At 59.0% G+C, this 13,363-nt stretch carries 12 protein-coding genes; 6 read left to right on the top strand and 6 right to left on the bottom strand.

The features are described 5' to 3' along the window. Nucleotides 1-88: 88 nt before the first annotated feature. The 6 genes from ACR0AY_RS13550 to ACR0AY_RS13575 all read left to right on the top strand — a co-directional run bounded on the left by ACR0AY_RS13550 (nucleotide 89) and on the right by ACR0AY_RS13575 (nucleotide 6,664). On the top strand, nucleotides 89-967 hold the full coding sequence (locus ACR0AY_RS13550; protein WP_170423772.1) for an RNA polymerase factor sigma-32: 879 nt from the start codon (nucleotides 89-91) through the stop codon (nucleotides 965-967). Further along, nucleotides 964-1,785, top strand: a complete 822-nt coding sequence (locus ACR0AY_RS13555; RefSeq protein WP_170395880.1) for a ChaN family lipoprotein — start codon at nucleotides 964-966, stop codon at nucleotides 1,783-1,785. The genes ACR0AY_RS13550 and ACR0AY_RS13555 overlap by 4 nt, the downstream gene beginning before the upstream one ends. Nucleotides 1,786-1,848: 63 nt before the next feature. Further along, on the top strand, nucleotides 1,849-3,045 hold the full coding sequence (coaBC, locus tag ACR0AY_RS13560) for a bifunctional phosphopantothenoylcysteine decarboxylase/phosphopantothenate--cysteine ligase CoaBC (protein WP_170395882.1): 1,197 nt from the start codon (nucleotides 1,849-1,851) through the stop codon (nucleotides 3,043-3,045). Between the two features lie 26 nt (nucleotides 3,046-3,071). Continuing rightward, nucleotides 3,072-3,527: a dUTP diphosphatase gene (dut, locus tag ACR0AY_RS13565; protein WP_170395884.1), complete on the top strand. Its 456-nt coding sequence runs from the start codon at nucleotides 3,072-3,074 to the stop codon at nucleotides 3,525-3,527. After that, nucleotides 3,527-4,573 (top strand): molybdopterin-synthase adenylyltransferase MoeB, encoded by a 1,047-nt coding sequence (locus ACR0AY_RS13570; protein ID WP_170513985.1) that lies wholly within the window; start codon nucleotides 3,527-3,529, stop codon nucleotides 4,571-4,573. The genes dut and ACR0AY_RS13570 overlap by 1 nt, the downstream gene beginning before the upstream one ends. Nucleotides 4,574-4,648: 75 nt before the next feature. Continuing rightward, a complete protein-coding gene (locus tag ACR0AY_RS13575) occupies nucleotides 4,649-6,664 on the top strand; it encodes a M3 family metallopeptidase (RefSeq protein ID WP_170513988.1) in 2,016 nt (671 codons plus the stop codon). Here ACR0AY_RS13575 and ACR0AY_RS13580 read toward each other — a convergent pair. From ACR0AY_RS13580 to ACR0AY_RS13605, 6 genes are read right to left on the bottom strand one after another with little or no spacing between them, the layout of a single operon-like run. Continuing rightward, nucleotides 6,661-7,593 (bottom strand): 2-hydroxyacid dehydrogenase, encoded by a 933-nt coding sequence (locus ACR0AY_RS13580; protein WP_170513991.1) that lies wholly within the window; start codon nucleotides 7,591-7,593, stop codon nucleotides 6,661-6,663. The two genes, ACR0AY_RS13575 and ACR0AY_RS13580, sit on opposite strands and share 4 nt — an antisense overlap. Before the next feature lie 10 nt (nucleotides 7,594-7,603). Then, the gene (gene rodA, locus ACR0AY_RS13585; protein WP_170395892.1) at nucleotides 7,604-8,743 is read right to left on the bottom strand and encodes a rod shape-determining protein RodA; all 1,140 of its coding nucleotides are present in this window, start codon (nucleotides 8,741-8,743) and stop codon (nucleotides 7,604-7,606) included. Then, a complete protein-coding gene (mrdA, locus tag ACR0AY_RS13590; RefSeq protein WP_480454267.1) occupies nucleotides 8,740-10,689 on the bottom strand; it encodes a penicillin-binding protein 2 in 1,950 nt (649 codons plus the stop codon). Before mrdA ends, rodA begins: the two co-directional genes overlap by 4 nt. Then, a complete protein-coding gene (locus ACR0AY_RS13595; protein WP_480454269.1) occupies nucleotides 10,686-11,222 on the bottom strand; it encodes a rod shape-determining protein MreD in 537 nt (178 codons plus the stop codon). The genes mrdA and ACR0AY_RS13595 overlap by 4 nt, the downstream gene beginning before the upstream one ends. Then, nucleotides 11,215-12,117: a rod shape-determining protein MreC gene (mreC, locus tag ACR0AY_RS13600; RefSeq protein ID WP_480454271.1), complete on the bottom strand. Its 903-nt coding sequence runs from the start codon at nucleotides 12,115-12,117 to the stop codon at nucleotides 11,215-11,217. The genes ACR0AY_RS13595 and mreC overlap by 8 nt, the downstream gene beginning before the upstream one ends. Before the next feature lie 56 nt (nucleotides 12,118-12,173). Next, complete coding sequence (locus tag ACR0AY_RS13605) at nucleotides 12,174-13,220, bottom strand: rod shape-determining protein (RefSeq protein WP_039523195.1); 1,047 nt, start codon at nucleotides 13,218-13,220, stop codon at nucleotides 12,174-12,176. Nucleotides 13,221-13,363: the final 143 nt, after the last annotated feature.

Consider the following 13,363-nt stretch of genomic DNA (forward strand, 5'->3'; position numbering starts at 1 on the left):
GGTGATCCACCCGGTTTTGTCCTGCGTATCGACCACAAGTCGGCAAGGCAAGCCCGGCCCACCGCCTGTGATAAAAGGGGAGAATTGCATGGCACTCGACAACGCACATGATTTTTCGATGTCCCGGCAGGCAATGAAGGCCGAGCTGCTGGATGCGGAGACTGAATTGAAACTGGCCTATGCCTGGCGCGACGAACGCGATGAGCAGGCGCTGCACCGCCTCATTACGGCTTATATGCGGCTGGCGATATCAATGGCGGCGAAATTCAAACGCTACGGCGCGCCGATGAATGATCTGATTCAGGAGGCGGGACTGGGCTTGATGAAAGCCGCCGACAAGTTCGATCCGGATCGGGGTGTGCGGTTTTCAACGTATGCAGTGTGGTGGATCAAGGCCAGCATTCAGGATTACGTGATGCGCAATTGGTCGATGGTGCGCACTGGTTCGACCTCTTCCCAGAAATCGCTGTTCTTCAACATGCGTCGGGTACAGGCGCGTCTGGAGCGCGAAGCCGCGACTGAGGGGCTGGAGCTGGATCGCCATCAGTTGCATCAGAAGATTGCCGCCGAAATCGGAGTCCCGCTGCGTGATGTCGAGATGATGGAAGGCCGTCTGGCAGGGTCCGATTTCTCGCTGAATGCGGTGCAGTCTGCAGATGAGGACGGGCGCGAGTGGATTGATGCGCTGGAAGATGACAGCGAACAAGCCGCCGAGGTAGTAGAGAACAGCCACGACAACCAGCAACTGCGCGAATGGCTGGTGGCGGCGATGCAAGCTTTGAACGATCGCGAGCGGTTTATCGTTCGCGAAAGAAAACTGCGTGAGCCTGCCCGGACGCTGGAAAGTCTTGGGAAAGAGCTTGGCCTGTCGAAAGAGCGTGTGCGCCAGCTCGAGGCGGCAGCGTTCACAAAGATGCGCAAGAACCTTGAAGCGCAATCGCGCGAGGTGCAACACTTCTTCGCATGAAACCTCTTGCGATTCTTACAGCTTTTGTGTTGCTCGCCACTTTGCCTCAAACGGTTCGAGCTGCTGAATTTATCCCTCAGGACGTGTTGGCCGACATGCGGGCCGCGGATGTCGTCATTCTGGGCGAGATACATGACAACCCTCAGCATCATCTGGTCCAAGCCGAAGCAGTTGAGGCAATCACACCCACGGCGGTTGTCTGGGAAATGGTGACCGAAGAAGGTGCTCAGCGGTTGGCTCAAAAAGCGGCAACCAATCCCGAGGAGCTGTCCCGAATTCTGCGCTGGGCAGAATCCGGCTGGCCGCCTCTCAGAATGTACTACCCCATTTTTCAGGCCGCGGATGTGCCGGTGTATGGCGCGATGGTTCCGCGTGAAGCGGCCCGCGCTGCTATGGAACGCGGGGCGGCCACAGCGTTGGGGGCTGATGCGGCCAGATATGGATTGACTGTACCCCTGTCGGATGAAGATCAAGCCGCACGCGAGGCTGATCAACTGGCGGCACATTGCGACGCATTGCCCGCTGAAGTTCTACCGCAAATGGTAGCCATTCAACGTCTGAGGGACGCTGTGTTGACCCGAGCCATTCTGCGCGCCACCGACGAAACTGGTGGGCCTGTCGCGGTCATCACTGGCAATGGCCATGCCCGTAAGGATCGCGGAATTCCGACTTTTCTGTCGCGACTGCGCCCCGGTTTGAAGGTCTTTGTACTTGGACAATCCGAAGATGGGGTCGTGAGCGGGGATTTTGATGCTGTTATCGATAGCCCCACAGTCGAGCGAGAAGACCCCTGCAAAGCCTTTGAGGTGCAGAATTAACTGCTGGAACTGCCCGCCAGCGTTGCCTAATGTCAGGGCCGACCGGGACGGGAAGGGCGAGCCATGCTGTCATCGAAACGTATTCTGCTGATTATCGGCGGTGGGATTGCGGCCTACAAGTCGCTGGACCTGATCCGGCGGTTGCGGGAACGTGGTGCGGCGGTCACGCCGGTTTTGACGCGTGCTGCCGAAGAATTCGTAACTCCGTTATCCGTGTCTGCCCTCGCCGGTGAAAAGGTCTATCGAGATATCTTTGATCTGACCGATGAAGCTGAGATGGGTCATATTCAGCTTTCCCGTTCGGCTGATCTGATCGTGGTTGCTCCGGCAACGGCCGATCTGATGGGTAAGATGGCAGGCGGGTTAGCTAATGATCTGGCCTCGACCCTATTGATGGCGACCGATACGCCGGTTCTGTGTGCGCCTGCGATGAATGTCCGCATGTGGGAGCATCCCGCAACCCGGCGTAACCATGCGCAACTGGAAGCAGACGGCGTGCGTTTTGTCGGCCCCAACGAAGGCGATATGGCTTGCGGTGAATACGGTCCGGGCCGCATGTCGGAGCCACTTGAAATTGTAGCTGCGATCGAGGCGCAGTTCGGGGATGGGCCTTTGGCTGGCAAACGTATTCTGGTGACCTCGGGCCCGACACATGAACCAATTGATCCGGTACGTTACATCGCCAACCGATCGTCGGGCGCGCAGGGGACAGCTGTCGCACGCGCGCTATCTGCGCTGGGGGCCGATGTTACATTTATCACGGGTCCGGCTGACGTGCCTCCTCCAGACGGCGTGAAGGTCGTGCGTGTAGAGACCGCGCTGCAAATGTCGGATGCGGTCGACGCAGCGCTTCCGGTGGATGCGGGGGTATTTGCAGCTGCAGTGGCCGATTGGCGGGTATCCAGTGCCTCGGACCAGAAGCTGAAGAAAAGCCGCGACGGGGTGCCCGCGCTAGAGTTTGCCGAGAATCCCGACATTTTGAAGCGCATTGCGCGAATGGGAAGTGGCAGGCCCGTTTTGGTGGTGGGTTTTGCCGCCGAAACAGACAACGTGATCGAACATGCTACAGCCAAACGTGCCCGCAAGGGCTGTGACTGGATCGTTGCGAATGATGTCAGCCCCGCGACAGGTATCATGGGCGGTTCTGAGAATGCGGTGATCCTGATCTCAGAGCAAGGTGCCGAAGAATGGCCGCGTATGGGCAAGGATGATGTGGCAAAGCGGTTGGCAGCCAAGATCGCTGGCGCGTTGACCAGATAGCAGCCATAAAGACAAGAGGTACAGGTATGGTGGCAATTCGCGTGATCCGAGAGGAGGGGGCTGACCCGTTGGTGCCATTGCCTTCATACGAAACCGCGGGTGCTGCCGGGGCGGATGTGCGCGCCAATCTGCCGGATGGTACGTCTATTATTCTGGAACCGGGCCGTCGTGCGCTGATACCGACAGGCCTTAGGATCGAAATTCCGCAGGGGTTCGAGGTTCAGGTGCGTCCACGATCGGGCCTTGCCTTGAAACACGGGATCACCTTGCCCAACACTCCGGGTACAATCGACAGCGACTATCGCGGGCCATTGGGCGTGATCGTGATGAATGCGGGTCAGGAACCGTTCGAGATTGCGCATGGCGAACGTATCGCGCAACTGATCGTTGCACCGGTGGTGCAGGCCATGTTCCAGGACGTTGAGGCACTGACCGAGACTGATCGCGGCGCGGGCGGGTTCGGCTCGACCGGGCGCGGCTGATGCTGCTGGTTCTGATCCTTGCTGCCGGGCTTTGGGGTGTTGGCTATATTGCCGGGGTGTCGCGCAGCGCGCGGCTGGTTTCTGTTGGCGCGCTCTTGACAGGCGTGATTATTGCTCAACTTCTGCTGCCTGAGGGAAACCCGTTGCGTCAGGCGACCGGTGGGTCGGCAGCGATGTGGCTGATCCTTGCTGGAGCGGCTGTGCTGGTGCTACTTTATGGGCGGGGTTTGAAGGCGTTGCGAAATCGCGCCGCGCCCGGCCAGACGCCGGAGCCCGCCAAGCCATCCGATCAGTTCAGCGAGACCGAGCTTGAACGCTATGCCCGCCACATCGTTCTGCGTGAACTGGGCGGTCCCGGCCAGAAGCGAATGAAACAGGCGCGGGTGCTTGTGATCGGGGCCGGGGGCCTTGGCGCGCCGGCCCTGCAATATCTGGGCGCCGCAGGGGTGGGCACCATCGGTGTTATCGACGATGACGAAGTCGAGAACGCGAACCTGCAGCGGCAGGTTATTCACCGCGATGCTGATATCGGTATGCCCAAGGTGTTTTCAGCCCAGCAGTCTATGTTGGCGCAGAATCCCAATGTGATTGTCTTGCCTTATCATCGCCGTCTGACTGAAGAGATTGCAACAGATCTGTTTGCTGATTTCGATTTGATCCTTGATGGCACTGACAATTTCGATACCCGCTACCTGGCCAACCGAACGGCCGTTGCGTTGGGCAAACCGCTGATCTCGGGGGCGCTTTCGCAATGGGAAGGGCAGCTGAGTGTGTTCGATCCCGCCACAACCGGCCCGTGCTATCAGTGCATTTTCCCCGAAGCGCCTGCCGCCGGCCTTGCGCCTTCTTGCGCCGAGGCTGGAGTAATCGGCCCACTGCCGGGTGTGGTCGGCTCGATGATGGCGGTTGAGGCGATCAAGGTGATCACCGGCGCCGGGCAGGCATTGCGAGGTGAGATGTTGATCTACGATGCGCTATACGGCGAAAGCCGCAAGATCACCCTGGCGCGTCGCACCGATTGCCCGATCTGCGGGGCATCTCATTAAGGCGGGCTCAAATTCTCGGGTAGCTCTGGATCATTTCGACGGACGGTCTTAGCTATGAGGTCAAAGGAGACCTCAATGACCAACCCGATCCTGTCCGACTGGAACACGCCCTTCGAAATCGCGCCCTTTGCAACGATCACGGATGATGACTTTGCCCCTGCGCTGGATCAGGCGATGCACGCACATGATGCCGAGATTGAGGCGATAGCAGCGAGTCCGGACACGCCCACATTCGCCAATACGATCGAAGCGCTGGAGGCTACAGGCGAGCAGATGGATAAGGTTCTGTCGGTCTTTTTCACCGTTGCAGGTGCGGACAGCAACCCCAAGCGTGAAGAACTGCAACGCGAATTTTCGCCCAAACTGGCGGCACACTACTCGCGCATCTCATCAAACAAAGCACTGTTTAAGCGGGTGGCGGATTTATGGGACCGGCGCGATAATCTGGACCTGACCGATGAACAGGCGCGCGTTTTGATGCTGTCTCATCGCGGGTTCGTGCGGGCGGGGGCGGCGTTGACCGGCGCCGACGATGCGAGAATGCAAGAGATCAAGGCCCGTTTGGCGTCTCTGGGCACGTCCTTCACGCAGAACTTGCTGGCGGATGAACGCGACTGGTTCATGGACTTGACCGAAGAAGACCTGCAAGGCTTGCCGGATTTTGTTATCGATGCAGCGCGCGCAGCGGGTCAGGAAAAGGGGGCGGATGGCCCGGTGGTGACCCTCTCTCGGTCGATTATCGTGCCCTTTCTGCAATTCTCGCCCCGCCGGGATTTGCGTGCAAAGGCTTATCGCGCATGGACTGCACGGGGGGCAAATGGAGGTGAGACCGACAACCGCGAGATTGCGGCGGACATCCTGCGCCTGCGCGAAGAACGCGCCAAGCTGCTGGGGTATGCCAGCTTCGCCGCCTACAAGCTTGAGACCGAGATGGCCCGCACACCAGATCGCGTGCGAGAGTTGCTGCTGGATGTGTGGGAGCCCGCCAAATCCCGCGCCGACGCAGATGCCGAGGTGCTGACGGCAATGATGCAAGAGGAGGGCGTAAATGACCCGCTGGAAGCGTGGGATTGGCGCTACTATGCCGAGAAACGCCGCAAGGCCGAACATGATCTCAATGAAGCGGCGCTGAAGCCGTACCTGCAACTGGACCGGATGATCGAGGCGTCTTTCGCCTGCGCCACACGGCTGTTCGGGCTGGAGTTCGCGCCGCTTGATGTGCCGCTCTATCATCCCGATTGCCGTGCATGGGAGGTGACCCGTGACGGGCAGCATATTGCGGTGTTCATCGGTGACTACTTTGCACGCGGATCGAAACGGTCGGGTGCATGGTGCAGCGCAATGCGCGGGCAGGCGAAATACCCGAAAGAACAGGCTCCGGTCGTGATCAACGTCTGTAACTTTGCCAAAGGTGAACCAGCGCTTTTGTCCTATGATGACGCCCGAACGTTGTTTCACGAGTTCGGCCATGCCCTGCACCAGATGCTGTCCAATGTGACCTATGAGAGTATCTCGGGCACCTCGGTGGCGCGTGATTTCGTTGAACTGCCCAGCCAGCTTTACGAACATTGGCTGGAAGTGCCCGAGATATTGGCTGAGTTCGCCACTCATGCCGAAACGGGCGCATCGATGCCGCAGGAGATGTTGCAGAAGGTGCTACAGGCCGCCAATTTCGATCAGGGGTTCCAGACGGTGGAATATGTTGCTTCGGCCCTGGTCGATCTGGCGTTTCATGAGGGGGCTGCCCCCGCTGATCCGATGGAGAAACAGGCCGAGGTGCTGGCCGAAATCGGCATGCCTCGGGCCATTGGAATGCGCCACGCCACCCCGCATTTCGCCCATGTCTTTGCGGGCGACGGTTATAGCTCGGGCTATTACAGTTATATGTGGTCCGAAGTCATGGATGCCGACGCCTTTGCTGCCTTTGAAGAAGCGGGCGGTGCGTTTGATCCCGAACGCGCCAAGGCACTGGAGGAACACATCCTGTCAACTGGCGGATCCCGCGAGGCGGAAGAGCTGTATCTGGCCTTCCGTGGACGTCTGCCTGGCGTCGAAGCCTTGCTGAAAGGCCGCGGGCTGATCGCGGCCTAGTACCCAAGCTTTCGGTCAACGAGGTGGAGAAAGGGTTCACCCGCTTCACCTCGGCGAATGTTCTCGCAGATCACCTGAGCTGCGGTAACAGGTCTGGTTTCCGAGGCTATATGTGGCGTCACCGTCACATTGGGATGTGCCCAATAGGGATGCTCGGTCGGCAGGGGTTCGGTGCGGAAGACATCCAGCGTGGCGTGCCCGACCTGCCCTGAATTCAGCGCGGCCAGCAGGGCCTCATCATCGATAAGCGGCCCGCGACCCGGATTGATGATCTTGGCCCCTTTCGGCAACAGCGCCAGTGTTTCGGCGTTGAGCGTGTTTTCGGTCGCCGGAGTATCTGGCAGCAGCAAAACCACTATCTCGGCCTGGGACAGTGCATCGCGCAGCCCGTCCTTACCATGCAGGCAGGTCACGCCGGGAATAGTCTTGGCGGTACGGCTCCAACCGATGACATGGAAATTCAACGCTGCCAACGCGTGGGCCGATGCCTCACCCAATGCGCCCAAACCCAAGATGCAGACGGTGCGTTGCTGGGCCAGTGGTGGCGCATCAGGTGTCCAGACCCCATCCTGTAACGTAATGTGTTGGTCCATCCCAAGGTGATAGCGCAGCACATGGCCCACCACCCATTCCGTCATGCCTTGCGTTAACCCCCCGTCAACCATACGCGCCAGCGGAACGGTCAAGGTTTCATTACCCGAGATTTTCTCAACCCCCGCCCAGAGGCTCAGCACCGCCTTGAGCCGTGTAAAGGGGGTGAAATCCTGCACCCCTCCGTTCGGGGCGTAAACGATGTAGTCGACCTGACCGGCAGGGATGTCCGTGGCCAGATGAAAATCTAGCCCTGCGTCCGACAAGTATTGATGCATCAGAGCTTCATACTCGGGCCACAACTCAGGGCGCGCGGAAAACAGGACATTCACGGGCATGGGAAACCTTTCAGCGGGGACGATGTATATGGGCGCTTTGAACGATGCCAAAGGCGGCCATCAGGACCAGCATGGCCGAGCCGCCATAACTGACCATCGGCAGCGGTACTCCGACCACTGGGGCCAGCCCCATCACCATCGACATATTGACGGCAAAGAACAGGAAGAAATTCAGCGCGATCCCAAGTGTCACCAGAGACGAGAAACGATCCTTGGTCGACAGCGCCGTGACCATGCAGAAGATCAGGATCAGACCGTAAAGGATCAACAGTGTGATGCCGCCGACAAAGCCGAACTCTTCAGCCAAGGTGGTGAAGATGAAATCGGTGTGTTTTTCGGGCAGGAAGTTAAGACGTGATTGCGTTCCCTGCATGAAACCGCGCCCATTCCAGCCCCCCGAACCCAGAGCGATCTTCGATTGCGTGATGTGATATCCCGCTCCCAACGGATCGGTTGAAGGATCCAGAAACGTATCGATGCGTCGGAACTGGTAATCTTTGAGCAACTGCCATTCAGTCCCTCGGCTGTTGAACACTGCAGCAATCAGGCCAACCCCCGCTGCAATCACGGCAGCGAAATAGGCCCAATGCACCCCGGCAAGGAACATCAGACCACCACCAGCAGCCAATAACAGGATCGATGTGCCTAGGTCGGGCTGGCGCAGCACCATGAATGTAGGGATCAGGATCAGAATGACCGGGATAATCACCCAGAGCGGGCGCGAGGTTTTGTGCGCCGGCAGCCAGTCGTAATAGGCGGCCAGCACCATCACCAACGCCACTTTCATTACTTCTGAGGGTTGCAGCCGCATGAAGCCCAGATCAATCCAGCGCTGCGCCCCCATGCCGATCGTTCCAAACAGTTCGACCACGATCAGTAGACCGATCGCGCCCAGATAGGCCACAACCGACATGTTCCGCCAGAACCAGATAGGCACAAGCGCGATGATAAACATGGCTGCCAAGCCCAGACCGAACCGTTCCATTTGCGGTTCCGCCCACGGCATCCAGGATCCACCCGCGACCGAGTAGAGCATCAGGAACCCCGCGCTTGCCACGCTGATCAGCAACAGGGTGAGCGGCCAGTTCATATAAAGGAACTTGCGAAACCCTGACGGCGTGGATTTGACGGCATATTCAAGATAGCTCATGCGCGGTCCTTCTCGTCAGGACGCGCTTTGGGGCGACGGTCACCCTCCAGCCGTTTCTGTTGTTCTTTGATGCGCTCTCGGTCTCCGGCCGGATACGCCTCGAGCGGTGGCGTGCCATCGTAGAGTGCCTGCAGCATGATATCGCGCGCCACTGGGGCCGCGGCTTTGGAGCCGCCGCCGCCGTGTTCCACCACCACAGCCACAGCGTATTTCGGATTGTCATAGGGGGCGAAGCTGACGAACAGGGCGTGGTCTCGACGCTCCCATGGCAGGTCTTCGTTTCGGATCACACCTGCGGCGCGTTCTGCCTTGGTAATATTGCGCACCTGACTGGTGCCGGTTTTGCCTGCCATGCGGAACTCATCGGCGATGATGCGACTGCGATACGCGGTGCCACGCCTGTTATTCGAGACTGTGAACATGGCTTTGCGCACTTGCTCAAGGTTGTTGCGGTTCACCTGCAGCGGTTCACCCGCGCCCGAGGGTTGCTCAACCCCATTGATTGATCGAACAAGGCGTGGTTGCACGGCGCGACCTGTCGCCAAACGCGCGGTCATCACGGCCAATTGAAGCGGTGAGGCAAGCATGAACCCCTGACCGATCGACGCGTTTGCGGTGTCGCCTACCAGCCAGTCCTGTCCGTGAACCCGCTGCTTCCATTCCTGATTGGGGGCAAGCCCGGCAGCAACGGCAGACATCGGAATGTCATGTTTGATACCCAGTCCGAAGGTGCGTGCCATCTCGGAAATCCTGTCGATCCCGACGCGTATTGCCACGTCGTAATAGTAGACGTCGCAACTGCGCTTCAGCGAAGTTTCAAGGTCAACCGTCCCGTGCCCGCCGCGTTTCCAGCAGTGAAAGCGGCGGCTGCCCACTTTCATGTGACCCGGACAGTACACCGTGCTGGAAGGGCTGATCACCCCGGCTTCGAGCGCAGCCATGGCGGTAATCATTTTGAAAGTCGATCCAGGAGGGTAGGTGCCCTGCACCGTTTTATTGGCAAGCGGGCGATACTTGTCCTGCGTTAGCATCTGATAGTCCGCCACCGAGATCCCACGCACGAACAGGTTCGGATCGAAGCTGGGGGCCGAGCTGATGGCGCGGATGTCGCCGGTTTCGCAATCGATCACGACCGCAGCGGCGCTTTCCCCAGCCAAACGCGCCTGCGCGTATTGCTGCAGGTTGGCGTCAACTGACAGCTGCAGATCCGCCCCGGCTTCGCCGATCTGACGGTCCAGCTCGCGCATCACCCGGCCTGTGGCGTTGACCTCAACCCGCTTGGCGCCCGCCTTGCCGCGCAAGGTGATCTCTTGCTTGGCTTCCAGCCCGACCTTACCGATCTGAAACCTCGGGATACGTAGTACCGGTTCAGGGTCTTCAATTTGGCTTAGATCGTAATCGCTGACCGGGCCGACATAGCCGACGACGTGGGCAAAATCCTCGTAACGCGGATACTGGCGCGTCATGCCGACCTCGGGCGTGACGCCAGGCAAAGCAGGGGCATTGACTGCGACTTTTGAAATATCTTCCCAAGTTACCTGATCAGCCAGCGTGACTGGCAGAAACGGTGCCGAGCGACGCATCTCGGTTTTGGCACGTTGGATCTCATCCTCGGTCAATGGGATCAGTTCCGAAAGCTTGGCGATAACCTTGTCGATATCGCCTGCATCCTCGCGCACGATGACGATGCGATAGGACTGAGAGTTTAATCCTATGATCTGCCCGTTCCGGTCATATATCCGGCCCCGGGTTGGTGGGATCAGACGGATGTTGATCCGGTTTTCTTCGGCCAGCAGACGGTATTCATCCGCTTGATCCACCTGCATGAACCGCATCCGGGCTGCCAGCCCCCCGATAAAGGCCGCTTGTAGCCCACCGAGGATCAAGGCGCGGCGCGGCAAACGTTTGTAAGCAAGGCCCTTGGGCTTTGGTTTGCGCTGCTTCATGGCCGCACCCGTGGCATCGTGCTGTCGGCAACAGATTTGCGCCTTACGCCAAACACAGTTTGGCTCATCAAAACCATCACAGGATAGATTGCGATTGTCAGAATAACTTGCACCACTACCGGTCCCAGAGTTGCCTGTTGCACCGAGAGGATAGCAAGAATGAGTCGATTGAGCACAAACACAACCGTGATCACTGCCCCGACGGTTGCCCATTCGCCCACAAACCCACTGTCTCTCATGCCAGCCGCAGCGGAATGCAGATAGGCTGCACCCAGAACCACCAACGCAGCAAGCAACCCGGGTGGGCGTTGCAAAAGCAGATCGGCCATGAACATGACGATGGCAATGATCAGGATCGGAATATATTCCGGCCGCCGCAAAACCCAAGCGTAAGTAAGAGCGATCAGTATGTCAGGAAAGGGCAGGCGATCAGGTTTTGTATCCAGCGGCAACAGGTGCAGAAACACCACAAATACCGCCAGCGCGACATAGAGACCGCGCTTGGCCCACAGATCTGAGACCGACCTATCCATCATTGACCTCGGATGGGGTCAAGGATGCTTCGGGTTGACGGGGGCCGACGATATCACCGGATTCCGTGATCGGTGGGGCCGACTGATAGCGCAGTACGCGCAGAAACTCGAGCCGCTCGAAATCCGCCGATAGCCGCACACGCAGCCTGCCACCGGGATCAACCGTAATTTGACCGATCAGCAAGCCACCGGGGAACACACCGCCATCGCCCGACGTGACAACCCGGTCACCAGGGCGCACGAGTTCCCGGTTTTCCAGAAACTCCACTGCAGGGGCCGAAGTATTGTCACCTGCGATCAGCGCCGTCTGCCCCGAAGGTTGGATTGTCGCCGGGATCGCGCTTGAGGCATCGGTCATCAGAATTACGCGGGCGGTATCGGGGCCCACGCCCGAAATACGTCCGACCACGCCGATCCCATCCATCGTGGCCCAGCCATCCACTATCCCGTCACGCTCGCCTACGTTCAACAGCACAGATTGCCTGAAGGGTGAGCCGCTATCGGCCATCACAACTCCTGTGACATAGGTCAGGCGCGGATCGAGCCGTACGTTGTTGAGATCCAGCAGTCGGGCGTTTTCCTGTTCCAGCTGCAGCGCGGCCTCTTTCCAGGCGCGCATCAGGCGCAGCTCGCTGCGCAATTCCTGGTTCTGCTCGCTCAGCCGCTGATAGCTTTGGAAATCACGAGACAGGTTCACCAGCACAGTGACCGGAACCATCGCCCACTCCATCGAGGGGACAACCGTGTCCACCACCTGCGCGCGGAACCGTTCGACGCGCGGGCTGTCAATGCGCCAGACGAGGAAAATACCAAGCAGGCACAGAACAACGATCCCCAGAAGCAATCGGCGCAGGGGTGTCGTGTATTCATCGCGCTGTGATCGGTCCTTTCCCACAGGTTACCTTCCCGTGCTGCTCGTGCCCGAGTTCTCACCCCATCAGGGTGCGCGCCTTAGCTTTCGTAGTCAATCGCGTGGCGCAGTTGTTTTTCGTATTCGAGTGCTTTGCCCGTGCCCAAAGCCACACAATTCAGGCTTTCATCAGCAATAGAAACTGCCAAACCGGTCTGCTCGCGCAGCGCCAGATCCAGATCGCCCAGCAAAGCTCCGCCTCCGGTCAGCATAACACCCCGGTCCACGATATCAGCCGCCAGATCGGGCGGCGTGGTTTCCAGAGCTGTCATCACCGCCTCGCAAATCTGCTGCACGGGTTCAGACAGTGCTTCGGCCACCTGAGCCTGACTGATCTCGATTTCCTTCGGTACACCATTCAACAAGTCGCGCCCGCGAATATGCATCGACTGGCCACGCCCGTCGTCTGGCATCCGTGCGGTACCGATGGTGGTCTTGATCCGTTCCGCAGTTGATTCACCCACCAGCAGGTTCTGTTGACGCCGCAGGTACGAGATGATCGCCTCATCCATCCGGTCGCCACCAACGCGGACTGAGCGGGCATAGACGATGTCGCCCAGCGACAGAACCGCAACCTCGGTGGTCCCGCCGCCGATATCCACAACCATGTTGCCGGTTGGATCGGTGATCGGCATTCCTGCACCAATCGCAGCGGCAATCGGTTCGGCAATCAGGCCCGCGCGGCGCGCGCCTGCAGACAGAACCGACTGGCGGATTGCGCGTTTTTCAACCGGGGTTGCGCCATGAGGGACGCAAACGATGATCTTGGGTTTCGAGAAGGTTGAGCGTTTATGCACCTTGCGGATAAAATGCTTGATCATCTCTTCGGCGGTATCGAAGTCCGCGATGACACCCTCGCGCATCGGACGGATGGCTTCAATGGAGCCGGGGGTCCGGCCCAACATCAGCTTGGCGTCCTCGCCAACAGCAAGGACTTTCTTGACCCCATCCTTGACGTGGTAGGCAACGACCGAGGGCTCAGACAGGATCACTCCGCGCCCTTTGACATAAACCAGCGTGTTAGCTGTTCCAAGGTCGATAGCCATGTCGGCTGTGAACAGGCCGCCCAGATTGCCAAAGATGCCCATATTTCCCCGATCCCGTTTGTCAGAATTTCCACTGCCCGCGACTCGACGGTTCCGGGTCGGATGCCTTATAGGGTGCCAACTCGCCCGGTTAAAGGGCTGATTCCGCGACAATCAGTACCTTTCCGCCTTATTGATGGAGACTT

This window comes from Ruegeria sp. A5, from assembly GCF_056543005.1.

Excerpts from the sequence above, each read along its gene's own strand:
- ACR0AY_RS13550 (WP_170423772.1), top strand. The coding sequence starts at position 89 with ATGGCACTCGACAACGCACATGATTTTTCGATGTCCCGGCAGGCAATG.
- ACR0AY_RS13555 (WP_170395880.1), top strand. The coding sequence starts at position 964 with ATGAAACCTCTTGCGATTCTTACAGCTTTTGTGTTGCTCGCCACTTTG.
- coaBC (WP_170395882.1), top strand. The coding sequence starts at position 1,849 with ATGCTGTCATCGAAACGTATTCTGCTGATTATCGGCGGTGGGATTGCG.
- dut (WP_170395884.1), top strand. The coding sequence starts at position 3,072 with ATGGTGGCAATTCGCGTGATCCGAGAGGAGGGGGCTGACCCGTTGGTG.
- ACR0AY_RS13570 (WP_170513985.1), top strand. The coding sequence starts at position 3,527 with ATGCTGCTGGTTCTGATCCTTGCTGCCGGGCTTTGGGGTGTTGGCTAT.
- ACR0AY_RS13575 (WP_170513988.1), top strand. The coding sequence starts at position 4,649 with ATGACCAACCCGATCCTGTCCGACTGGAACACGCCCTTCGAAATCGCG.
- ACR0AY_RS13580 (WP_170513991.1), bottom strand. The coding sequence starts at position 7,593 with ATGCCCGTGAATGTCCTGTTTTCCGCGCGCCCTGAGTTGTGGCCCGAG.
- rodA (WP_170395892.1), bottom strand. The coding sequence starts at position 8,743 with ATGAGCTATCTTGAATATGCCGTCAAATCCACGCCGTCAGGGTTTCGC.
- mrdA (WP_480454267.1), bottom strand. The coding sequence starts at position 10,689 with ATGAAGCAGCGCAAACCAAAGCCCAAGGGCCTTGCTTACAAACGTTTG.
- ACR0AY_RS13595 (WP_480454269.1), bottom strand. The coding sequence starts at position 11,222 with ATGGATAGGTCGGTCTCAGATCTGTGGGCCAAGCGCGGTCTCTATGTC.
- ACR0AY_RS13605 (WP_039523195.1), bottom strand. The coding sequence starts at position 13,220 with ATGGGCATCTTTGGCAATCTGGGCGGCCTGTTCACAGCCGACATGGCT.